This is a genomic window from Halarchaeum grantii (assembly GCF_014647455.2).
GTDB lineage: Archaea > Halobacteriota > Halobacteria > Halobacteriales > Halobacteriaceae > Halarchaeum > Halarchaeum grantii.
This window is the reverse complement of the sequence record NZ_BMPF01000001.1, coordinates 677,701-697,670: the sequence shown is the minus strand read 5'-3', so window position 1 is coordinate 697,670 and position 19,970 is coordinate 677,701. Positions and strand designations below refer to the sequence as shown.

The window sequence follows — 19,970 nt, the reverse complement described above, 5'->3', positions numbered from 1 at the left end:
CATGACAGGGAAAGACCCGCTCTCCGACGCACTCTCCGGCATCGACAACGCCGAGAGCGTCGGGCATCTCACCCACACGGTATCGACCGCCTCCAACACCATCGGGTCCGTCCTCGAGGTCTTCTACGACCGCGGGTACATCGACGGCTTCGAGTTCGTCGACGACGGCAAAGGTGGCCAGTTCGAGGTCGAACTGAAGGGTGCCATCAACGAGTGCGGCCCCGTGAAGCCCCGCTATTCGGCGGGCGTTGAGGACTTCGAGCAGTGGGAGAAGCGATTCCTCCCCGCTCGGGACTACGGGACGCTCATCGTGACGACCAGCCACGGCATCATGAGTCACTACGAGGCCCGCGACGCGGGCATCGGTGGCCAGGTCATCGCCTACGTCTACTAACAATGACGCGAATAGAACTCGAAATCCCCGGAGACGTCGACGCGGAAGTCGACCACCTGGAGCTGACCGTCGAGGGGCCTAACGGCTCCGTCACGCGGCGGCTCTGGTACCCGGACGTGCGCGTGTCCGTCGAGGACGGCGCCGTCGTCATCGAATCGGAGAACGAGGACGCCAAGACGAACGCGACGGTCGGGACGTTCGAGAGCCACGTCGAGAACATGTTCCACGGCGTGACCGAGGGATGGGAGTACCGGATGCAAGTCCACTACTCTCACTTCCCGATGCAGGTCAACGTGGAGGATGAGGAAGTGGTCATCGAGAACTTCCTCGGCGAGAAGGCGCCCCGTCGCGCGCAGATCCGCGGCGACACGGACGTGCAGGTCGACGGCGAAGAGCTGACCCTCTCGGGCTCCGACAAGGAGTCCGTCGGGCAGACCGCCGCCGACATCGAGCAACTCACCCGTGTCACCGACAAGGACACGCGCGTCTTCCAGGACGGCGTCTACATCGTCGAGAAGCCCGAGAAGGGAGGTGCCTGATAGATGGCAGACGACGAACCACAGGAACTCGAAGACATCAGCGGCGTCGGCCCGAGCAAGGCCGAGGCGCTCCGCGAGGCCGGCTACGAGACGGTCGAGGACGTGAAGGCAGCGAGCCAGAGCGACCTCGCCGACGTGGACGGCGTCGGGAACGCGCTCGCGGCCCGTATCAAGGCCGACGTCGGCGGTCTCGAGGTCTCCGAGGAGACCGAGGCCGAACTCGAAGAGGAAGCGTCCGAGGCCGAAGCGGCCGAGGAAGAGGCGGAAGCGGTGGAGACGGAGCTCCGCCCGCGCGGCCACGCCGACAAGACGCCGGAGCTCGACGAGGAGTCCGAACGCCTCCTCGACAAGCGCCGGCGCGAAGGCAAGCCGCAGTTCAACCGCCAGGACTACCACAAGAAGAAGCGGACCCCGACCTCGTGGCGCAAGCCCCGCGGTCAGCTCTCGAAGCAGCGACGGGGCATCAAGGGCAAGGGCCCGAAGGTCGAGGCCGGCTTCCGGACGCCGAAAGCGGTGCGCGGGAAGCACCCGAGCGGCTTCGAGGAGGTCCGCGTGCACAACGCGGACGACCTCGACGGCGTCGATCCTGACACGGAAGCGGTCCGCATCGCCTCGAAGGTCGGCGCGCGCAAGCGCGAGACCATCGAGGACCAGGCCGAGGAGGCGGGCATCCGCGTCCTCAACCCGACCTACGTCGAAGTGGAGGTCGAAGAATGACTGACCTGAGTGCACAGAAGCGACTCGCGGCCGACGTCCTCGACGTCGGGAAGAACCGCGTCTGGTTCGACCCCGCCGCCCAGGAGGAGATCGCGGACGCCATCACGCGTGAGGACATCCGTGACCTCGTCCAGCAGGGCACCATTCAGGCGGAAGCCAAGCAGGGCAACTCGCGTGGCCGCGCCCGGGAACGGGACGCGAAGCGCGCGTACGGCCACCGCAAGGGGCCGGGCAAGCGCCGCGGTAAGGCGGGCGCCCGCCAGAACAAGAAGGACGAGTGGAAGAGCAGCATCCGCGCACAGCGCCAGGAGCTCCGTGAGCTTCGGGACAGCGGTGAACTCACGCCATCCCAGTACCGTGACCTCTACAACATGGCGAAGGGTGGCGAGTTCGACAGCGTTCGCCGGATGCACAACTACATCGAAGACCAATACGGTGAGCAATAATGGCTAGCGGACCACGATACAAGGTTCCGATGCGCCGCCGCCGCGAGGTCCGGACGGACTACCATCAGAGGTTGCGCCTCCTCAAGTCGGGCAAGCCCCGGCTTGTCGCTCGAAAGAGCAACAACAACGTCACGGCGCAGCTGGTCGCGACCGGTCCCCACGGCGACGAGACGCTCGCGAGTGCACAGGCGACCGACCTCGAAGAGTACGGCTGGGACGCGCCCACGGGGAACCTCCCGTCGGCCTACCTGACCGGCTACCTCGCGGGACTTCGCGCCCGTGAGGTCGACCTCGACGAGGCCGTGCTGGACATCGGGCTGAACGCCGCGACCAAGGGGTCGAAGGTGTTCGCCATCCAGGAGGGCGTCATCGACGCCGGCCTGGACGTCCCGCACAACGAGTCCGTCTTCGCGGACTGGTCGCGCACGCGCGGCGAGCACATCGCGGACTACGCAGAACAGCTCGACGAGCCGCTCTACAGCGGTGACTTCGACGCAACCGAACTCCCCGAGCACTTCGACGACGTGCTCGAATCCATCCAGGAGGACTAACGAATGAGCTACAACGACAGCTGGCAGCCCCAGACGCGACTCGGCCGCCTCGTTCAGGACGGCGAGATCGAGTCGATGTCGGAGGCGCTGAACTCCGGACTCCCGCTGAAGGAGCCCGAGATCGTCGACAACCTCCTTCCGGGGCTCGACGACGAGGTACTGGACATCAACATGGTCCAGCGGATGACGGACTCCGGCCGCCGGGTGAAGTTCCGGTGTGTCGTCGCGGTCGGTAACCGCGACGGCTTCGTCGGCTACGCCGAGGGTCGCGACGACCAGGTCGGCGGTGCCATCCAGAAGGCCATCGAGGTCGCGAAGCTGAACATCATCGACGTCTCCCGTGGCTGTGGGTCGTGGGAGTGTGGCTGTGGGCGTCCGCACACGGTCGCACTGAAGACGACCGGCAAGGCCGGGAGCGTCTCCGTCGACCTGATCCCCGCGCCGCGCGGCCTCGGCCTCGCGGGCGGTGAGACGGTCCGGAACGTCCTCGAACTCGCCGGTATCGAGGACGTCTGGACGAAGTCCGCCGGGAAGACCCGGACGACCGTGAACTTCGCGAAGGCGACGTTCAACGCGCTCCAGAACACGGCGGAAGCCCGCATTCCCGAGCGCACGCGCGAGAAGCGCGAGGTGATCGAGTGATGCAGGCGATCGTTCAGCTCCGCGGTGAGGTCGACATGCGCGAGACCGTCGAGGACACGCTCTCGATGCTCAATCTCCACCGCGTCAACCACGCGACGTTCGTTCCGGAGACGGACACGTACTCCGGAATGATCGCGAAGGTGAACGACTACGTCGCCTACGGCGAGCCGTCGCTCGAGACGGTCAAGGCGCTCGTCGCGAAGCGCGCCGAGCCCCTCGAGGGCGACGCCGACGTCGACGACGAGTGGGTCGAGGAGAACACCGACTACGACGACGTCGACGACCTCGCTCACGCGCTGTACAACGAGAAGACGACGCTCCGCGAGGAGGGTCTCTCTCCGGTGCTGCGCCTGCACCCGCCGCGCGGCGGTCATCAGGGCATCAAGCAGCCCCAGTCGCAGGGTGGACAGCTCGGCAAGCAGACGACCGAGCAGGTCGACGAGCTCCTCGAGAGGATGCGATAACCATGACGAGTAAGAAACGACGCCAGCGCGGTTCGCGCACGCACGGCGGTGGGTCGCACAAGAACCGGCGCGGCGCCGGTCACCGTGGTGGGCGCGGCCGCGCCGGCCGCGACAAGCACGAGTTCCACAACTACGAGCCGATCGGCAAAAGCGGCTTCAAGCGTCCGGAGAAGTCGCAGCTCGACGTCGCGGAGATCACCGTCCGCGAGCTCGACGAGGACATCGCGCTCCACGTCGAGTCGGGTGTCGCCGAGGAGACCGAGAACGGCTACCGGGTGGACGTCCGCGACGTCGTCGAGGACGGCCACGAGGTCGACGCCGTGAAGGTCCTCGGCTCCGGTCAGGTCTACAACCAGCTCGAAGTCGTCGCCGACGCGTTCAGCGAGTCCGCCGTCGACCTCATCGAGGGCGAGGGCGGTGACGCGCTCCTCACCGAGCGCGGCGAGGAGCTCGCGAGCGAAGAGGACGACGAAGCCGAAGAGAACGAGGACTAACCCATGGGCTGGAAGGAAGCTGCCGAGCCGTACCTCACTCGGATGCCGACCGTCTCGCGCCCGGAGGGCCACGTGCCCTTCAAGCGCAAGCTGGCGTGGACGGGCTTCATCCTGGTGGTGTACTTCTTCCTGACGAACGTCTCGATCTGGGGGCTCGGCGCAGGGGCGTCCGACCTGTACGGACAGTTCCGTAGCCTGCTCGCCGGCGGCCAGGGGTCGCTACTCCAGTTGGGTATCGGCCCCATCGTCACGGCGAGTATCGTCCTCCAGTTGCTCGGCGGAGCGAACCTGCTCGGGTTGGACACCAACGACCCGCGCGATCAGGCGATCTATCAGGGCCTCCAGAAGTTCCTGGTGCTCGTGATGATCTGCCTGACCGGGCTGCCGCTGGTGTTCCTCGGCGGCTTCCTGCCTGCCGACACCGCGCTCGCCGCCTCACTCGGGGTCGGAACCCTCGGTGTGAAGTGGCTGATCTTCGCCCAGATCTTCATCGGTGGCGTCCTCATCCTCTACATGGACGAGGTCGTCTCGAAGTGGGGCGTCGGCTCCGGTATCGGGCTGTTCATCATCGCGGGGGTTTCACAGAGCCTCGTCGGTGGACTGCTCTACTGGGGCGGCGGCACGGGCGAGATGGGCGTCTTCCCGTACTGGATCAACGTCCTGCTCGGGAACATCTCGGGCGTCACGCTCAGCTCCGTGGTGTTCAACTCGACGGTCGGCCTGCTCCCGATCTTCACGACGCTCCTGATCTACGCGATCGTCGTGTACGCGGAGTCGGTCCGCGTCGAGATCCCGCTCAGCCACGCTCGAGTGAAGGGCGCTCGCGGTCGCTTCCCGGTGAAGCTCATCTACGCGAGCGTCCTGCCGATGATCCTGGTACGCGCCCTACAGGCGAACATCCAGTTCGTCGGTCGGATCCTCAAGAGCTGGCTCGGCACCGGGATGCCCACGTGGCTCGGCCAGTACACGACCGACATGCAGGTCACCGGTGGCCTGTTCTACTACCTCGCCCCCATTCACAGTCCCTCGGATTGGATGTGGTGGACGAGCGGGGCGTCGGGCGCTGAGCCGTGGCAGATCCTGCTCCGGGTCTCCGCCGACCTGACCTTCATGGTCATCGGCGGTGCCATCTTCGCGATCTTCTGGGTGGAGACCGCGGACATGGGGCCGGAGTCGACCGCGAAGCAGATCCAGAACTCGGGGATGCAGATTCCCGGGTTCCGACAGAACGTCGGGGTCATCGAGAAGGTCATGGAGCGCTACATCCCGCAGGTCACCGTCATCGGTGGCGCGCTCGTCGGCCTGCTCGCCGTCCTCGCGAACATGATGGGCACCATCGGTGGCGTCTCCGGCACCGGGCTGCTGCTGACGATCTCCATCACGTACAAGTTGTACGAGGAGATCGCCGAGGAGCAGCTCATGGAGATGCATCCGATGATGCGCCAGATGTTCAACTAGCGGCTCGCTGTTCACCCATCTTCCTCGTTCTTTCGACCCGTTGAGCGACGGCGTCGGTGGTCGCAGCGTCGACGTCGAGCGCGTTTCCGCAGACATTTATCCCGGGAGGATGAACGGGTTGCTATGAGCGACCCGCGCATTCTCATTCTCGGCGCACCGGGCGCTGGGAAGGGGACGCAGTCGAAGCGGCTCTGTGAGGCGTACGGCATCGAGCACATCACGACCGGGGATGCACTCCGCGCGAACAAGCAGATGGAGACGGAGTACGGGACGCCGGCGGAGTACATGGACGCGGGCGAACTCGTCCCGGACCCGCTCGTGAACGAGATCGTCGCGGCGGCGCTCGAGGACGCCGATGGGTTCGTCCTCGACGGCTATCCGCGCAACGAGAGTCAGGTCGAGTACTTGGAGGACGCGACGGAACTCGACGTGGTTCTCTACCTCGACGTCAGCGAGGAGGAACTCGTTCGCCGGCTGACCGGCCGTCGTGTCTGTCCGGACTGCGGTGCGTCCTATCACGTCGAGTTCAACGCGCCCGAGGAAACGGGGGTCTGCGACGAGTGCGGTGCGGAGCTCGTCCAGCGCGACGACGACACGGAGGAGACGGTCCGTGAGCGCCTGAAGACGTACGAGGAGAACACGGAGGACGTCATCGAGCACTACCGAAGCACCGACGAGTTCGTCGAGGTCGACGGTGAGCAGACCCCGGACGAGGTCTGGGCGGACGTGAAGGCCGCCGTCGATTCGCGCACGGAGTAAAAGGTTGATGAACGCTCCTCTCGGAGGTACGTAGCATGGCACGGACTGCGGAGAAAGTACGCGAGCTCGTCTCGGAGGACCCCGAGATGCGCGCGTCCCTCACGGCGCTCCTCGAACACGAGGACGAGGCCGTCGAGTGGCGCGACGTCAAGGGCGAGCTGACGAGCGGTCAGTGGGGACGCCTCATCGAGAAAGGCATCCTCACCGAGGCCGGCGATGGCTTCCGCGTCGACGACCCTGAGGCCGTTCGCGAGGGATTGTCGGACGAGGACGAGTCGCCGACGGCATCGACGTCTCCGTCGGCGTCCGCGTCGACGGACTCCGACGATGAGGGGTCGTCGTGGACGACCTACGACAAGCTCGCTGGCGTGGTCGCGGTCGCGATGATGGCCGGCTACTACTACCACCCGATCCGGCGGATCGTCGGTGGCGTCGTCGACGTGGTCCTCGGCCCGATCGACGCGATGCTGCCGTTCTTCGTCGTCATCATGATCCTCGCGACGTTCACGGGGTTCTACACGTCCATCATTCAGGCGAACCTGATGGACTTCGAGAAGATGTCGATGTACCAGGAGCAGATGCAGGAGATCCAGGACCGCCAGAAGGCCGCGAAGGAGCGCGGTGACGAGGAGGCCCTAGAGCGCATCCGGGAGGAGCAGATGGAGGCGATGGGCGATCAGCTCGGGATGTTCAAGATGCAGTTCCGGCCGATGGTCTGGATCATGCTCCTCACGATCCCGGTCTTCCTCTGGATGTACTGGAAGCTCCTGACGAACGGGGTGACGGGCGCCGAGGCGTCCTTCGTCATGCCGCTCGTCGGACAGATCCACCTCCTGGACCGCATCGCGGGGTTCATGCCGGCGTGGATCGTCTGGTACTTCCTCTGCTCGATGGGGTTCAGCCAGGTCGTCCGCAAGGGCCTGGGCATCCAGACGACGCCGACCTGAGGGTGTAACTCCGTCGCACGCGGCGACGCGTCCCAAAAGCGTCTTTTTCGCTCCCACCGTGGGAGACATATGTTGATCACCATCTCCGGGCCGCCGGGGAGCGGGAAGAGTACGGTCGCGGCGTTCCTCGCGGCCGAGCTCGGCTACGAGCACGTGAGCGGCGGCGACATCTTCCGCGCGCTCGCGGACGAGCGCGGGTACACGCTCGCGGAGTTCAACGAACTCGCCGAGGAGGACGAGAGCGTGGACCGGGACTTGGACGCGCAGCTCCGGGAGACGGCGCGCGACCGCGACGACCTCGTCTTGGAGTCGCGTCTCGCCGGCTGGATGGCGGGCGAGCACGCGGACTTGAAGTTCTGGTTGGACGCGTCGCTCGACGTTCGCGCACGGCGCATCGCCGACCGCGAGGGGAAGGCGGTCGACGTGGCGCGACGCGAGACGGCGGAGCGCGAGCGCTCGGAGAAACGGCGGTATCGGGAGTACTACGGCATCGACTTCGACGATCGCTCCATCTACGACCTCGCGGTGAACACGGCGCGCTGGGGGGAGGCGACGGTTCCGCGCCTCGTCCTCGATGCCGTGGAGTCCTACGAGTCCGCGCGGGACGAGGGTGAGACGCCGGTCGAAGGCGTGCGGTACGAGTTCTGATGCTCCGCGAAGCGCCGGACGAGCGCGACGTCGACGCGCTCCGGTCGTTCGGAGTGGTGAATCTGGACAAACCCCCGGGTCCGTCCGCCCACCAGGTCTCGGCGTGGATCCGGGACATGATCGGCGTCGAGAAGGCCGCACACGCCGGCACGCTCGACCCGAAGGTGACCGGCTGTCTCCCCGTGCTGACGGGGACGGCGACGCGACTCGCCCCGGCGCTCTTGGAGGGCGCGAAGGAGTACGTCGCCGTCCTCGAGCTGCACGCGAGCGCACCGACGGACTACGCGTCCGTGCTCGCGGAGTTCGAGGGGCGCCTCTACCAGAAGCCGCCGCGAAAGAGCGCGGTGGCGCGCCGACTCCGCGTCCGGGAAGTGTACGCACTCGAGGCGCTGGAGGTGAGCGACGACCGCCGGCAGATCCTCCTCCGGATCCGCTGTGAGAGCGGGACGTACGTCCGAAAGCTCTGTCACGACCTCGGCCTCGCGCTCGGAACGGGCGCGCACATGGGCCACCTCCGGCGGACGGCGACGGGGCCGTTCGCGGACGGCGACCTCGTCTCCCTTCAGGACCTCGCGGACGCGCTCGCGGAGTGGCGCGAGCGCGAGGCCGACGACTGGCTTCGAGCGACCCTTGCACCCGCCGAACGCGCCCTCACGCACTTGCCGTCGGTGACGATTGCGCCGTCGGCGGCGCGCGAAGTCGCCGAGGGCGCGCCCGTGTTCGCGCCGGGCGTCATCGACGCCGAGGACGCCGAGACCGGCACGCTCGTCGCGTGCTACACGCCGAACGAGGCGGTTGTCTGCCTCGGCCGTCTCGTCGGTGACCCCGACGCCGAACGCGGGGAAGTCGTCTCGCTCGAACGCGTCCTCGTGTAGCCCGCCACGCGACCCCCCGATAGGACCTCCCCCTCGCGTCCCCGAAACGAAGGCCTTAATGCTGGCACCCTCGTCTTCCCGAGTGCGGGGCCGTGGGGTAGCTTGGTATCCTCGGCGGATGGGGTCCGTCGGACTTGAGTTCAAATCTCAACGGTCCCACTTCTCACACTCCTGCATCGGGACACCACCCGGTTCAGGACTTCACTCGACAAATTACTACTTAACCAGAAGTGCATACAACCCCCTCTTTCAAGTAGGGCTGTTTTCGGGGGTGATGCTGCGTGAGCTTCGATCGTGACGCGCCCGCGTGTCACTGCGACACCTGGAAGGACGCGCGCCACCGACGTGATCGACGCGACGGCGCGACCGTCCTCATCTGCGATACCTGTGGCGACGTCCTCACGGAGGGATCGACATGACGCGTCGCCCCGGACGCGACCAGCACGACTTCGGCGACTTCGACGAGCCTGCCGACGCCGCCGACCTCGACGGCGATGATGCGCTCGCTCTCTTCGACGACGGCGTCCTCGACGGCGACCAGCACGCTCCCGACCTGGAGGACAGCGACAACGAGGACATCAGCGACCTCTCCCTCGAGGAGATCGACGGACGCTGTTGTCGGTTCTGCCAGGAGACGTTCGACCGTCGTTCCGAGGACGGTCGCCATCGCTGCGACGGACGCCACGATCTCGACGAACTCCTTCACGAGCAGCAGACCACGACCTACCAGAAGACTGCGCCCCACGAGTTCCAGGCGTACTTCTACTACGGTCAGCACAGGAGCACGCCGGGCCGGAAGCCGTTCAGCGCGTTCTACGCGATCCGGGGAGCGATGCTCGGAGACAACGGCCGTCTCGACGAGCTCCCGCTCGGGAAGGATCTTGACCCGAGCGACCATCCCGACCTTCCGCGCTTCCAGTTCCAGGGCGAGACCTGGAGGCTCTCGCGACTCACCTACCAGAAGGGGAACATCGAGCCGCACGAAAACATGGACTTCGACTCGACGTACGAGTTCTACATCTCCGTGTGTGCCGAGGACGGCCTCGAGGAGAAGAAGGCCAGTCTCCACATCACGCCCGCGTGGAGCGGGATGACGTCGAAGTCCGGGAAGTCGATTCCTGTTCCGAGAGACTTCGAGGGCCTGAGCGTCGACGTGCAGGGTTCGAACCTTGAGCCGGACGCCTATCCGAAGCTCGTGAACCGCGTCGTCGACGAGATCGTCGATACCGAGACCGGCGGTCGGATGCATCGATACGTCGCGCCGAAGCTCGTCCACCCGGACAGCCGCATCACCCAGTTCGAGCGCTACGTCCGCATCGACCGGCAGAAGAGCAAACAGGTCGTCGGCTGGGAAGGCGCGCTCAAACGTCTCATGGAGTTCGCCGGCCGCGAGGGCCAGAAGCTCGTCTACTACCGCGACGACACCGACATCGAGGGGCACCTCCATCGCGTCGAAGTCGACAACCGCGCAGCGGGAAAGCTCATCTCCGGGCACTCGCTCGGCAAGAAGTTCAAGCACTATCACCCTCGAACCGTCAACGACGACGAAGACAGCCCGCTCTACCATCCGAAGATCGGCGTCGCTCTCGACAGCAAGAAGTCGGGGGGCTCGATCACCTGGAGCGACCGCGACCGACTCGACCGCGAACTCGACGAGGCGCTCATCAACCTCCTTCACTGGTCCGACCTCCCGACCGGCCCGCACCCGTGGATCTTCGTCGAGGACGAGTACTTCGAGGTCGGCGCCGAGGACCGGAACATCGCGACCCATCCCGACCCGACGCCCGAACTCCGCGCCGAGCAGGAGCATCTCGTCACGCGCGTCTTCTCCCCCGACGCGATGGGTGACCGCGAGCTCGACGTCCTGGAGGTCCTCACTGACGGCGGCGAAGACCAACACTACAGCGAGGTCGCCGACTCGGCGGACATCTCCACCCGCACGCTCTGGCGCGCCCTCGAACGCCTCGAGGGAATCGTCGAGAGCGACAACGGGAACCTGAAGTTCGTCACCAACCACCTGAAGAAGTCCGTCCACCAGGCCGTCGACTCGCTTCGGTCAGCCGTGGAGACCACCGGCCGGAAGATCGCGAACCAGCTGTCCGCCGCGAACCTCGACGCCGACAGCGCTCTCGCGAAGTGGATGAACCGCTACGGCGTCTCCTTCGCCGACGCCGCCGAGGACGACCTCGAGATCGACCTCGGCGCCACGCGCTACAGCCGGAAGGAGGTCGCCGCCCTCCTCCGCGCTGGCCACAAGGCGTGGATCCGCGCCGGCCTCGGAACCGAGCGCTTCGAGACCGCGAACCTCCGCTGGATCAACGAGAACGGCGAGCGACAGACTGAGACGAGTCGGATCGTCCGAGTCGTCGGTAGCGAGCTTCGCTATCTTGGCGAGCCGGAACACCTCCTGTCCTCGAGCACGGTCCTCGGCTGACCGGCTCCGACCCAGTGGCAACACTATCCAGCGCTCTTCTTCCGATCGTTTTCTGAGCCGGCGTAGCGGGCTGCTTCCCCGATTCTACAGCCGTTTCGGACGCTCGCGAAGATCTCCCTCGCGCGCGCCGAATCACTCGGACACGCGACACCTTCGGCGTCGAGCACGCTCGACGAGGTCGCGGACCTCGCGGGGCTGCGACACGGGGTGTCGGCACCCCCTTAGGAAGTGTCCCTAAAGAGACGGGCAAAAAATACCCGCTACGCCGCAGCACCGCACCGTGAAACACACGAAACACTTGCAGGTGCACCTCCGATTTCATCGTTCCACCACTGCGCTGCCGAGCCAGCCACGAGCTATAGACGCTCGCGAATCGCTCGCGCACGCTCCTCACCGACGTTCGGCACCCTCTCCAGCTCCTCGCGCGACGCCGCACGCAACTCATCCTCGTCAGCGAACGCTTCCGCGAGTGACCACGCCGTCTTCGGCCCGACCCCCGACACCGCCTCCACCGAGCGCTGTAACTGTTCGGCGCGCGGATCGACGATTACCGACAGCCGCCGCTCCAACTCATCCAGCGTGATCTCTCCTTCTATGTACGCCAGCTTCACCGCGTCCTCCGTCCGTGGGTCCTCGAGGTCGATATCGCCAAGCCATACGCGCACCCGGAGCGGCAGGCGCGACCGATAGCGGTCCACGAGCCACATGACGGCCCAGACGACGCAGAACACCGGCCCGAGCAGTCCGAGATCCATCTACATCCAGTTTCCGAAGAACGCTCGCCCGAACTCCCACGCTGCGCCCGCCAGCGCCGACGTCGCGTGCCAGAGCGGCTCGACCGCCACCGACAGATTCACGCCCGGAATCAGGCCCGCATACGCGACCGCGCCCACGAGCACCAGGAAGCCCACGAAGCGCGCCCACGTCGCCACCGTCGCCCCGATCGCGAGCAAGTGCCGGCCGTGGAACAGCGTCACCGCGACCGACGCCACCACCACGATCGATCCCGGCACACCGAGCGCGTGCAAGAGCTCGCTGATCATGCCGATCCCTCACTGAACGCGATTCCTTCCGCCGACCGATGCGCTCCCGTTCGCTCGGCGACCCGAGCACGACGTCGCGCTCGACTCCGCGCCACACGCTCCGCCTCGAGCTCATCGAGCAGTTCCCGACTCTCCGTACTGAGGTCGCCAACCTCCTCGAGATCGAACGAGTAGACGTCCGCGATCAGCGGGAGTTCTTCGATCCGGATGCCATCTATCTCTAAGAGCATATCACCGCCGCGACCGTCGTACTCCACGAGACGAACGTCACGGTCGCTACGGACTGCCTCCCGGACGTACGAGTCGAACAAGTCGCTCACGCGCGCTCACCTCCACGACCGTCGCACGTACGCGGGGGTACCCCCACGCCTGCGATCCAACTACGCGCGCGTGTGGGACCGCCGGCCGCCCGGCGCGCGCGGCCGCCGCAACCGCGCCCGAACCGAAGCCGACCCCTCCCGACCGATCTCGAAACCCTGAGAGCGCGATTTTTCTTTTTTCGGCCCATATTCAGGCACCCCCAGCCGCATCCTGCCAGCGCTCGAAGTCGATCGAGACCTCCGCGTCGAGACGCGCCTGCCCCTTCATGTTCGGCCACTTGATCTCCGCGAAGTGCGGCGACTTCCAGATCACCGCCTGCCCAGCGTCCATCGAACTCGTCAGGTCCGCAGTCATCGGGCACTCACGATCACCAGGAAGCTTCCGCCCGATCGGCGGCGCGTTCCCGCTCATCGTCACGCGCCACCGGATCTTCTGCCGGGGGAACTTGTTGATCTCCGAGAGCGCGTGTGCCTGATAGCCGAAGCTCACGCCCTTCTTCCGCGCGTCAGCGTACTTGTCGCGGAACCACTTCACCTTCTGATAGTGCTGGTGGACGTCCTTCGCCGCGTCCGGGTCGAGGAGGTTCCCCGCCTCGTCGAGGTTGATGAACGTCGGATGCGTGTAGACGTCGCCGCTGATCCGGTGCGCCACGAACGCGAACCACCACTGATCGGCGTCGGTCGGCTCATCCGGCCCGTCCTCGTTGCGCGGCGTCACCTGCTCGAAGTTGATGTAGTTGAACTTCGAGACGTCCTCGCACCCGCGATGCAGTGGGTCCGGGAACACGACGTAGAACTGCCCCGGCATCAGCTGCGTCATCAGATCATGGATCGAGTCGTAGTAGATCACGTCTCGCGCGATCTCCTCGACGTCGACGGTGAACGACCCGACCGTCGTGTCCCTCGGCACGACCCGGACTGATGTTCCCAGTCCCTCCGGGATCGCCAGCGTCGCGTACGGCGCGAACGCCAGCCACTCCGTCCGCTCGTTCGTCCCCGACTCGTCGACTGACTCCGCCCAGATGAACGTCTCGTTGTTCACCTGCATCCGCCACATCGCGTTCGAGAGCGCGAGCGTCGTCTTCCCACCCCCCGGCTCGCCGTGCATGAACATGTCCGTCCCGCCCTCGCTCCGGACCTCGGAGACACGGCGCGGATCGTCACACACCCACTCGATCAGCTTCGCACGGTACCGGCCGTATCGTTCGAGCGCCTCGTGCGACGGGTTCGGATCACGGAAGTCGTAGTCGACCTCTCCGGCCAGCTGGCGCATCAGCTCGAGGTCGCGACTATCCGTATAGAGGATGTTGTCGACGAACGCGCGAGGGAACTGCGCGACTGGTGCGCCCGCGCGATCCGCCTTCGCGAGATACTTGTGCAGCGGCGGCACCGAGAAGTGCTTGTGGATCACCTCGCCGTCGTCGTGGTTCTGTGCCGTGATGTCTCCGAGCGCCTGCCGCGACTTCTCCCACGGCTCCGTGATCTTGCGGAGCTGTTCTCGAATCTCTGCCTCCGAACTCGCCTGTTGCTTTATGACACTCATAGTTACCACGAGGGTGCTTCCGCTGGCCCCGAGTCGTCGCCGCCGTCGGGCTCCTCTGCCGTCCGATTCGTCAGGTCGCGTACGCCGCGATTGAACGCCGGGAGCAACCACTTCGCCGCGAACATCTCCCGAAACCGCTCGTACTCCTCACCGGGATCCGTCAGCGCGCGCACCGTCGAGGACTCCCGATAGCACTTCGGCACGAACGCGCCCGTACCGAGATCCGGATCGACCGGCTCACCACGCGTCGCCGACGTGAGGTAGTCCCCCCAGTCGAGGATCTGCCGCCGATCCTCGAGGCCACCGAGAAGCATCCCGAGCGTGTCCGCCTGCACGTCATCGAGCTCGGAGAGCGCTGGCCGCATCGCGAACGACTGACTCGCCGGGTCGTACCCCACGTCGCTACTTCCGTCGTCCTCGCTGTCACCGATGTACTCGCCAGCATCCTTCCTGATCGAGCGGAACGCGCGCACGCTCACCGTGCCGAGGACGTCCGCCGCCCATCGCTCGCGGAGACCACGCGCCACCTCGTCGTCGAGATCGCGCGTTCGCGCACCCGACCGGAGGAACGCCGCGAGCAACACGCCCTCCTGCGCGTTGTTGTCCGGTTTGAAGCTCCGCGCGAGCTGCCGATACCGATCCTGTGGAACCTGCCCGAGCGTCCGGACTGCCACGCGTTGGCCCCACCGAATCACCGCACGGCGCGACGTGAAGCCCTCGAGGAGCTGGTCACGCTCCGCCGAGAGTTGCGTGACGACCTGCACCTCCGCTGGCCGCCGCGACCGCGTGCCGTCGTGCTCAGTCATCACTCGACGCCCCCACACGGTCGATTAGATCCTCGTCGTCCTCACGCGGCGCCTCTGACTCAGATTTCTCGCCGTCGCTACCGTCCGCGTCGGTGCTCTCATCGCGGAACGTCCGCTCGACGAACGTCTCGTCGCGGTCCCGCTCCCACGACATCTTCTCCTTCTCTTGGCCGGCGAGCGCGCTCCACGCGAACTGCTCGGCCTCCCGGAGCTTCGACGCGTCTTGGTAGCCGAGGTGGAGAACGAGCATCGACGCGAGAACCGGCCGCAGAGCCGCCGGAGCCGGTTCCACATGTACGTGCGTGTCTGTCCCCGTCACCGCAAACTTCCAGGCGAGGACCGGAACAGCGACGAGCAGGACCGCCCACGCAGTCGGCCCGTACTGCTGGGCGGCCTGCCACGCGATCACGCCACCGGCACCGAGGAGCGCAGCCGGCCAGACGAGATCCTTCCAGGACTCGACTTCCGGCGTCTTCAGTTCGAGCCCGGGCGGCTCGTACTCGATCAGCGTCGTCGCTTCTGGATCCACGATGAAGACCTCGCCCCACGGGCTCTCCGTGAGCGAGAAGCGCGTCTTCAGCTCGTCGGCGTTCTCGATCCGCGCACGACCGCCCTTGAGTCGGGCGAGGAACGCGAACCAGCCGTTCCGAACGATGCTCAGCCCGTCCTGGCCTTCGTCAAGGACGCGGAACGACTGCATCTTCCCGAACGGCATATCCTCGCTGAACGACAGCTGCTTGTCCGAGTTCCCCGCGCCGATCGCCGGGAGCTTCGTCTTCGTGAACGCCTCGACTGACTCGATATGCGGCTGCCAGAACAGCTTCGTCTCGCTCCGGCCAGAGTGCGTCGCGAGCATATAGCCGACGTACACGACGGCGACGTAGAGCCCCAGCACGACCGGGAGCGTCACGATCACCTCCGCCGCGTAGTAGTACGCACCGAACATGATCAGAGCCGTCGCGATCGTTGCCACGAGCGCGTAGTAACCGAACCCGTGCCCCGGCGGCTCTCCCGCCTTCTCAATCGCAGTCTTGACCTTTCGGCCGCCGACCCACCCGAACGCGAGCGCCGGGAGGATCACGAAGCCGGCCGCGAGGATCAAGAAGTCACTCCACGTGTCCGCGTCGATGGGCTGCGTGAACGCCACCGACCGGTGCGAGAACGTCCATCGCGCCGTCTCTGGGGCGGAATCGAGCCACATCGTCACTCGCGTCGACTCGTCGTGCTGCGGGAGCGCGATCTCCCCGAGCGACTTCCCGGGCTCGAGCGTCACCGTCCGATGCACGACGCTCACGTTCTCCGCCACGGCCTCCGTCGTCGTCGCGTTCCCACGCGATACGCTGCGCGTCCCCTGCTCCCAGAAGACGAGCGTCACGTCCACCGAGCGTGGCTCAGACGTCGCCGTGTACGTCCGCAGATACAGCGTGTCCGTTTGCAACTGGCCGTCGAGCATCTTCCCGCTCGACGCCTTCGTCACGTCCTTCCACGGCTGATTCACCGGCCGATGCTCCAACCAGTACAGTCGGTTCTCCGATGGAACGATACGCATCGACGGCTGTGAGTAGTGCTGGCCGTCCTCCTTCAGCTCCTCTATCGTGTACTGCGAGTCGTTCGACGACGTCTCCTGCGCCATCGCGACGCCGCCAACCGTCGTCACGAGGAGCGCGACCACAGCCAACACCGCGAGCGTACGGCGCATCTATCGCTCACCCCGCATGACGACGTAGCTCGCAGCCAACCCGGAGACGATCGGTGTCGCGGCGAGATACGTCGACGCAGGGATCACGATCCCGACCGCGTCGAGCATCCCGCCGACGACACCTGTCAGGGCCGCCCATCCGACCGCAGCGACGGCGAACGCGATGACGAACACGACCGCTCGCCCGACTCCGTCCGCGACCGATCCGAGGACGCTCACTTGTCGTCACCTCCACGGAAGACGAACCGCTGCACCTTGTTCGGACTCTGATACGCCTGTACGAGCTTGTACGCGAGAGCCAGCCCGCCGACCGCGAGGACGATACTCACCTGCTGGTTCAGGAGCTCGCCGAACAGGTCGACACCCATCCAGACGAGCCCGATCACCACGGAGATACCCGCTATCGCGCCCCAGACGAGCATCGACCGATCACCGAGCCGGCCGAGCGCGACGTAGCTCGCGAGCGGTGCGCCGACGGTGAACAGCGCCGGAACCGTCCCCGACGGAACCGAGATCACGCCCGTCGCGATGAGTCCGACACCCACAACGGCCGCGAGAACACCGACCGCTCCCGGATGCCGGCGTCCCCACCGCGCCGAACTCGTTGCCGTGGACGCGACGAGGGACAGTGGTCCACTCGAGCGACTTCTTGCCGGATCCGAGTCAGAGAACCGCCGCTGAACGAGCCAGAGGACGATCAGCGCGACGACCCCGGTGAGGATCACCAGCGGCGTCGAGAGCGCGTCCCAGACGCCGGTCGTCGTGCTCGATGGCACGGGCCCCATGAGTCCCGTCTCACCCGAGTCCGACGGCTGCGACGCTCCGTCGCTCCCGGTGACGAACTCGAGCACTCCCGCGTCGTCGGCCCCGCTCAGCGTCAGCGGCGAGTTCGCCGTCCCCGAATCGAGCACGACGTCCCGTGTTTGCGAGTACAGCGAGTACGTCGTGTCGTCCTGTGCATCGAGGAACGTGTAGCGGATCGTGTCGCCTTCGTGCGCGCTCCCGGAGACCTCGAACTGCGGCGTCGTCTGTGCCGGCTCGTCGACGCGCACCGCGACGTCCCCCGCTGCCGTCTCCGGCTCCGCAACCACCGGGATCGTCGACACGCGGAACGTGTCCGAGGCACCGACCGACGGCATCACGAGCGACTGCGACCCGCCGGACGTGACGACAGCGCGCTCATCTGCATCCCACGACTCGTCGTACGTGTAGTGGATCCGTGGTGGCGTGTCCGGACTCGGCGTGCCTGTCGAGATCGCGAAGTCACCACTCCCACGCGTGAGAACCGCAACTTCGGAGTCGAGTCGCTCACCACGCGTCGTCGGCTCCGTCACCTTGATCGACCCGCCAGAGACGTGCACGCGCGTTCCCGTCGTGCGCACGCTCACGCTCGTCCCCGCTGTGATGTCTCCACCGACGACACCGTCGAGGTCGACCGTGAGGTCGTTCCCGTCAGCACTGAGTGCGTAGTCACTCGTCGAGACCGGCGACCATTCCGAGCCGTTCACACTCGCTTCGATAGAGCGGATCCCGACGACCTCGTTCGCAAACGGGATCGTCGCCGACGCACTCCCGCGATCTCCCGCGAACGTATGCGAGATGTTGTACCGCTCCGACCACTTCTCGCCATCGTACGTCGTTGAGATTCGGTCGGTTGCATCATGCGTGAGGGTAACGTCTGCTTGCATTTCCGGGGCGTCTGCGGAGAGACTCCCGTCACCCATCGTCACGTTGAGGCGGTTCGTCCCCTCGCGGAGGTCGCTCTTCGCGAGCGTCGCCGAGACCGTCTCACCATCAGCGAGCGTTCCAGAGTGCACCGTCGTCGCGTTGCCGTTTAGCTCCACACTGGCATTGGCGGTCTGCGTGCGCTCTTCGTAGGAGATCGACCCGTCGACGCTACCGCTCCCCGACCACGAGAGGTCCGTCGTCGACGTCGAGATATCGAGCGAGTAGGTCCCCGGAGACGTCACCGTTGCCGAATCGCCCGTCTCAGAGTCAGACACAGCTAGACTGAGATCCTCCTCGACCGAGACCGAGATGGCCTCCCCGTCCGAGTCGTGGTCAGTCACAGTCATCGCGTCGAAGTCCGAACTCGAGGAGCGGACCTCCAACCCGATTGTCAACGTGTTAACTCCACTAATCGACGGGTCGATAGACTCCTCCTTATATACCGTGTCCCACGGTGCGTCCTGCCGAGAGTACTCTTGGACCAACTCGCCATCCGAGAAGACGCTGCTGCCCACGTCGCCGCCCGCGACGTACACGGCAGCATCGGCATCCCAGCCAACCGAGCCCGAGAGCGTCCACTCGACGTTAACTCCCGAGATCGGCCGCGAGTCGGAGTCGATTGGGACCGTGAACGTCGTCTGTGAGCTTGTCGACCGCTCTGAGCTATCCGCATAATCGACAGACGACGTCGGAGTGACGTCCGTCACATTAACCGTCGCAGGACTCACAGACGTCCCCGCGACAGACAGATTCGTCGTCGACCCATCCGACGCACTACTCACACTCTTAACATCTGTCTCCGTGTTCTGAACGCCCGTCACATTCACCACAGGCGCGCTCACGGCGTCTGTCGAGGACAGCGACCACGACGCGGACGTCCCGTCTGTCGCGGGGGTCGCGTTGATCGACACCTCCCCGGTGAACGAGACGACGTTGCTCGAGAACTCTGGAACGGTGAAGACGAGCCACCCGTCCCGATACGTCGCGGAGCGCTGCCACTTGCTGCCGTCGTCGTGGACTCCATACACCGCCTCCGGGAGGTAACCCAGCGACTGCCGCAGCACCGTTGCCTCGATGCCGACCTCACGACCAGCGTGATGCTGACTGTCGCTGAGCACGAGTGCCATCCCGTCCCCCGAGACACGCACCGAGTCACTCCCGACGACATCGTCCGCGTTCTCGGCCGTTGTGAGCGTCACGTCGAGCGACTGCGCGTACTCGCTCGCGTACACCTGTCCCTGGAGATCCGACGCGTCGACCGGGAGACTCTCTCCGGCAGGAACGTCCGCGTCGATATTCCCGTCCGGGACGCCGGTCATCCCCGACGGCGCCCCTCCAGCGGCTACTGCGCCGCCGACGAACGGGACGACGAGCGATCCAACGACGAGAACGACGAGAGCGAGAGCACTGATTCGTTTCATGAGCATCCCCCAGAACCGGAGGCGAATCCGCGGGAGACCGCC

23 protein-coding genes and 1 tRNA gene are annotated in these 19,970 nt (G+C 65.9%); 16 read left to right on the top strand and 8 right to left on the bottom strand.

Going from position 1 to position 19,970, the window contains the following annotated elements; translation table 11 throughout:
* Position 1: 1 nt before the first annotated feature.
* From IEY12_RS03740 to IEY12_RS03665, 16 genes are all read left to right on the top strand, one after another.
* Positions 2–394 (top strand): 30S ribosomal protein S8, encoded by a 393-nt coding sequence (locus IEY12_RS03740; RefSeq protein WP_188879060.1) that lies wholly within the window; start codon positions 2–4, stop codon positions 392–394.
* Between the two features lie 2 nt (positions 395–396).
* Positions 397–933, top strand: coding sequence for a 50S ribosomal protein L6 (locus IEY12_RS03735; RefSeq protein ID WP_188879053.1), 537 nt, complete (start codon positions 397–399; stop codon positions 931–933).
* 3 nt (positions 934–936) lie between these two features.
* The gene (locus tag IEY12_RS03730) at positions 937–1,650 is read left to right on the top strand and encodes a 50S ribosomal protein L32e (protein ID WP_188879051.1); all 714 of its coding nucleotides are present in this window, start codon (positions 937–939) and stop codon (positions 1,648–1,650) included.
* Positions 1,647–2,096 (top strand): 50S ribosomal protein L19e, encoded by a 450-nt coding sequence (locus IEY12_RS03725; protein ID WP_188879049.1) that lies wholly within the window; start codon positions 1,647–1,649, stop codon positions 2,094–2,096. The genes IEY12_RS03730 and IEY12_RS03725 overlap by 4 nt, the downstream gene beginning before the upstream one ends.
* Positions 2,096–2,647: a 50S ribosomal protein L18 gene (locus tag IEY12_RS03720; RefSeq protein ID WP_188879045.1), complete on the top strand. Its 552-nt coding sequence runs from the start codon at positions 2,096–2,098 to the stop codon at positions 2,645–2,647. Before IEY12_RS03725 ends, IEY12_RS03720 begins: the two co-directional genes overlap by 1 nt.
* 3 nt (positions 2,648–2,650) lie before the next feature.
* Positions 2,651–3,289: a 30S ribosomal protein S5 gene (locus IEY12_RS03715; RefSeq protein WP_188879043.1), complete on the top strand. Its 639-nt coding sequence runs from the start codon at positions 2,651–2,653 to the stop codon at positions 3,287–3,289.
* A complete protein-coding gene (gene rpmD / locus IEY12_RS03710) occupies positions 3,289–3,753 on the top strand; it encodes a 50S ribosomal protein L30 (RefSeq protein ID WP_188879041.1) in 465 nt (154 codons plus the stop codon). The genes IEY12_RS03715 and rpmD overlap by 1 nt, the downstream gene beginning before the upstream one ends.
* Positions 3,754–3,755: 2 nt before the next feature.
* Complete coding sequence (locus IEY12_RS03705; RefSeq protein ID WP_188879039.1) at positions 3,756–4,247, top strand: uL15m family ribosomal protein; 492 nt, start codon at positions 3,756–3,758, stop codon at positions 4,245–4,247.
* Positions 4,248–4,250: 3 nt separating this feature from the next.
* The gene (gene secY / locus IEY12_RS03700; protein ID WP_188879037.1) at positions 4,251–5,705 is read left to right on the top strand and encodes a preprotein translocase subunit SecY; all 1,455 of its coding nucleotides are present in this window, start codon (positions 4,251–4,253) and stop codon (positions 5,703–5,705) included.
* A 123-nt stretch (positions 5,706–5,828) separates the two neighbouring features.
* The gene (locus IEY12_RS03695; protein WP_188879035.1) at positions 5,829–6,464 is read left to right on the top strand and encodes an adenylate kinase; all 636 of its coding nucleotides are present in this window, start codon (positions 5,829–5,831) and stop codon (positions 6,462–6,464) included.
* A gap of 35 nt (positions 6,465–6,499) precedes the next feature.
* Positions 6,500–7,411, top strand: coding sequence for a DUF106 domain-containing protein (locus IEY12_RS03690; protein WP_188879027.1), 912 nt, complete (start codon positions 6,500–6,502; stop codon positions 7,409–7,411).
* Between the two features lie 69 nt (positions 7,412–7,480).
* Positions 7,481–8,059: a (d)CMP kinase gene (gene cmk, locus IEY12_RS03685; RefSeq protein ID WP_188879025.1), complete on the top strand. Its 579-nt coding sequence runs from the start codon at positions 7,481–7,483 to the stop codon at positions 8,057–8,059.
* On the top strand, positions 8,059–8,934 hold the full coding sequence (locus IEY12_RS03680) for an RNA-guided pseudouridylation complex pseudouridine synthase subunit Cbf5 (protein ID WP_188879022.1): 876 nt from the start codon (positions 8,059–8,061) through the stop codon (positions 8,932–8,934). The genes cmk and IEY12_RS03680 overlap by 1 nt, the downstream gene beginning before the upstream one ends.
* Before the next feature lie 86 nt (positions 8,935–9,020).
* Positions 9,021–9,093 (top strand) — tRNA-Pro (locus tag IEY12_RS03675).
* Between the two features lie 122 nt (positions 9,094–9,215).
* Entirely contained in the window at positions 9,216–9,353 is a 138-nt protein-coding gene (locus IEY12_RS03670; RefSeq protein WP_188879020.1) for a hypothetical protein, read from the top strand.
* Positions 9,350–11,368 (top strand): helix-turn-helix transcriptional regulator, encoded by a 2,019-nt coding sequence (locus IEY12_RS03665; protein WP_188879018.1) that lies wholly within the window; start codon positions 9,350–9,352, stop codon positions 11,366–11,368. The genes IEY12_RS03670 and IEY12_RS03665 overlap by 4 nt, the downstream gene beginning before the upstream one ends.
* A gap of 356 nt (positions 11,369–11,724) precedes the next feature.
* Here the strand turns inward: IEY12_RS03665 and IEY12_RS03660 are convergent, their stop codons facing one another.
* The 8 genes from IEY12_RS03660 to IEY12_RS03625 all read right to left on the bottom strand — a co-directional run bounded on the left by IEY12_RS03660 (position 11,725) and on the right by IEY12_RS03625 (position 19,928).
* On the bottom strand, positions 11,725–12,123 hold the full coding sequence (locus IEY12_RS03660; protein WP_188879016.1) for a helix-hairpin-helix domain-containing protein: 399 nt from the start codon (positions 12,121–12,123) through the stop codon (positions 11,725–11,727).
* A complete protein-coding gene (locus tag IEY12_RS03655; RefSeq protein WP_188879014.1) occupies positions 12,124–12,411 on the bottom strand; it encodes a hypothetical protein in 288 nt (95 codons plus the stop codon).
* Complete coding sequence (locus tag IEY12_RS03650; protein ID WP_188879011.1) at positions 12,408–12,731, bottom strand: hypothetical protein; 324 nt, start codon at positions 12,729–12,731, stop codon at positions 12,408–12,410. Before IEY12_RS03650 ends, IEY12_RS03655 begins: the two co-directional genes overlap by 4 nt.
* A gap of 190 nt (positions 12,732–12,921) precedes the next feature.
* On the bottom strand, positions 12,922–14,274 hold the full coding sequence (locus tag IEY12_RS03645; protein WP_188879009.1) for a P-loop NTPase family protein: 1,353 nt from the start codon (positions 14,272–14,274) through the stop codon (positions 12,922–12,924).
* Positions 14,275–14,276: 2 nt separating this feature from the next.
* On the bottom strand, positions 14,277–15,080 hold the full coding sequence (locus IEY12_RS03640; RefSeq protein WP_188879005.1) for a hypothetical protein: 804 nt from the start codon (positions 15,078–15,080) through the stop codon (positions 14,277–14,279).
* On the bottom strand, positions 15,073–16,779 hold the full coding sequence (locus IEY12_RS03635) for a hypothetical protein (RefSeq protein ID WP_188878999.1): 1,707 nt from the start codon (positions 16,777–16,779) through the stop codon (positions 15,073–15,075). The genes IEY12_RS03640 and IEY12_RS03635 overlap by 8 nt, the downstream gene beginning before the upstream one ends.
* Positions 16,780–16,998, bottom strand: coding sequence for a hypothetical protein (locus IEY12_RS03630; RefSeq protein WP_188878997.1), 219 nt, complete (start codon positions 16,996–16,998; stop codon positions 16,780–16,782).
* The gene (locus IEY12_RS03625) at positions 16,995–19,928 is read right to left on the bottom strand and encodes a serine-rich family protein (protein WP_188878995.1); all 2,934 of its coding nucleotides are present in this window, start codon (positions 19,926–19,928) and stop codon (positions 16,995–16,997) included. The genes IEY12_RS03630 and IEY12_RS03625 overlap by 4 nt, the downstream gene beginning before the upstream one ends.
* Positions 19,929–19,970: the final 42 nt, after the last annotated feature.

Excerpts from the sequence above, each read along its gene's own strand:
- IEY12_RS03665 (WP_188879018.1), top strand. The coding sequence starts at position 9,350 with ATGACGCGTCGCCCCGGACGCGACCAGCACGACTTCGGCGACTTCGAC.
- IEY12_RS03695 (WP_188879035.1), top strand. The coding sequence starts at position 5,829 with ATGAGCGACCCGCGCATTCTCATTCTCGGCGCACCGGGCGCTGGGAAG.
- IEY12_RS03680 (WP_188879022.1), top strand. The coding sequence starts at position 8,059 with ATGCTCCGCGAAGCGCCGGACGAGCGCGACGTCGACGCGCTCCGGTCG.
- IEY12_RS03640 (WP_188879005.1), bottom strand. The coding sequence starts at position 15,080 with ATGACTGAGCACGACGGCACGCGGTCGCGGCGGCCAGCGGAGGTGCAG.
- cmk (WP_188879025.1), top strand. The coding sequence starts at position 7,481 with ATGTTGATCACCATCTCCGGGCCGCCGGGGAGCGGGAAGAGTACGGTC.
- IEY12_RS03720 (WP_188879045.1), top strand. The coding sequence starts at position 2,096 with ATGGCTAGCGGACCACGATACAAGGTTCCGATGCGCCGCCGCCGCGAG.
- IEY12_RS03725 (WP_188879049.1), top strand. The coding sequence starts at position 1,647 with ATGACTGACCTGAGTGCACAGAAGCGACTCGCGGCCGACGTCCTCGAC.
- rpmD (WP_188879041.1), top strand. The coding sequence starts at position 3,289 with ATGCAGGCGATCGTTCAGCTCCGCGGTGAGGTCGACATGCGCGAGACC.
- IEY12_RS03715 (WP_188879043.1), top strand. The coding sequence starts at position 2,651 with ATGAGCTACAACGACAGCTGGCAGCCCCAGACGCGACTCGGCCGCCTC.
- IEY12_RS03740 (WP_188879060.1), top strand. The coding sequence starts at position 2 with ATGACAGGGAAAGACCCGCTCTCCGACGCACTCTCCGGCATCGACAAC.
- IEY12_RS03645 (WP_188879009.1), bottom strand. The coding sequence starts at position 14,274 with ATGAGTGTCATAAAGCAACAGGCGAGTTCGGAGGCAGAGATTCGAGAA.
- IEY12_RS03690 (WP_188879027.1), top strand. The coding sequence starts at position 6,500 with ATGGCACGGACTGCGGAGAAAGTACGCGAGCTCGTCTCGGAGGACCCC.
- IEY12_RS03735 (WP_188879053.1), top strand. The coding sequence starts at position 397 with ATGACGCGAATAGAACTCGAAATCCCCGGAGACGTCGACGCGGAAGTC.
- IEY12_RS03625 (WP_188878995.1), bottom strand. The coding sequence starts at position 19,928 with ATGAAACGAATCAGTGCTCTCGCTCTCGTCGTTCTCGTCGTTGGATCG.
- IEY12_RS03655 (WP_188879014.1), bottom strand. The coding sequence starts at position 12,411 with ATGATCAGCGAGCTCTTGCACGCGCTCGGTGTGCCGGGATCGATCGTG.
- IEY12_RS03705 (WP_188879039.1), top strand. The coding sequence starts at position 3,756 with ATGACGAGTAAGAAACGACGCCAGCGCGGTTCGCGCACGCACGGCGGT.
- IEY12_RS03730 (WP_188879051.1), top strand. The coding sequence starts at position 937 with ATGGCAGACGACGAACCACAGGAACTCGAAGACATCAGCGGCGTCGGC.
- IEY12_RS03660 (WP_188879016.1), bottom strand. The coding sequence starts at position 12,123 with ATGGATCTCGGACTGCTCGGGCCGGTGTTCTGCGTCGTCTGGGCCGTC.
- IEY12_RS03635 (WP_188878999.1), bottom strand. The coding sequence starts at position 16,779 with ATGCGCCGTACGCTCGCGGTGTTGGCTGTGGTCGCGCTCCTCGTGACG.
- secY (WP_188879037.1), top strand. The coding sequence starts at position 4,251 with ATGGGCTGGAAGGAAGCTGCCGAGCCGTACCTCACTCGGATGCCGACC.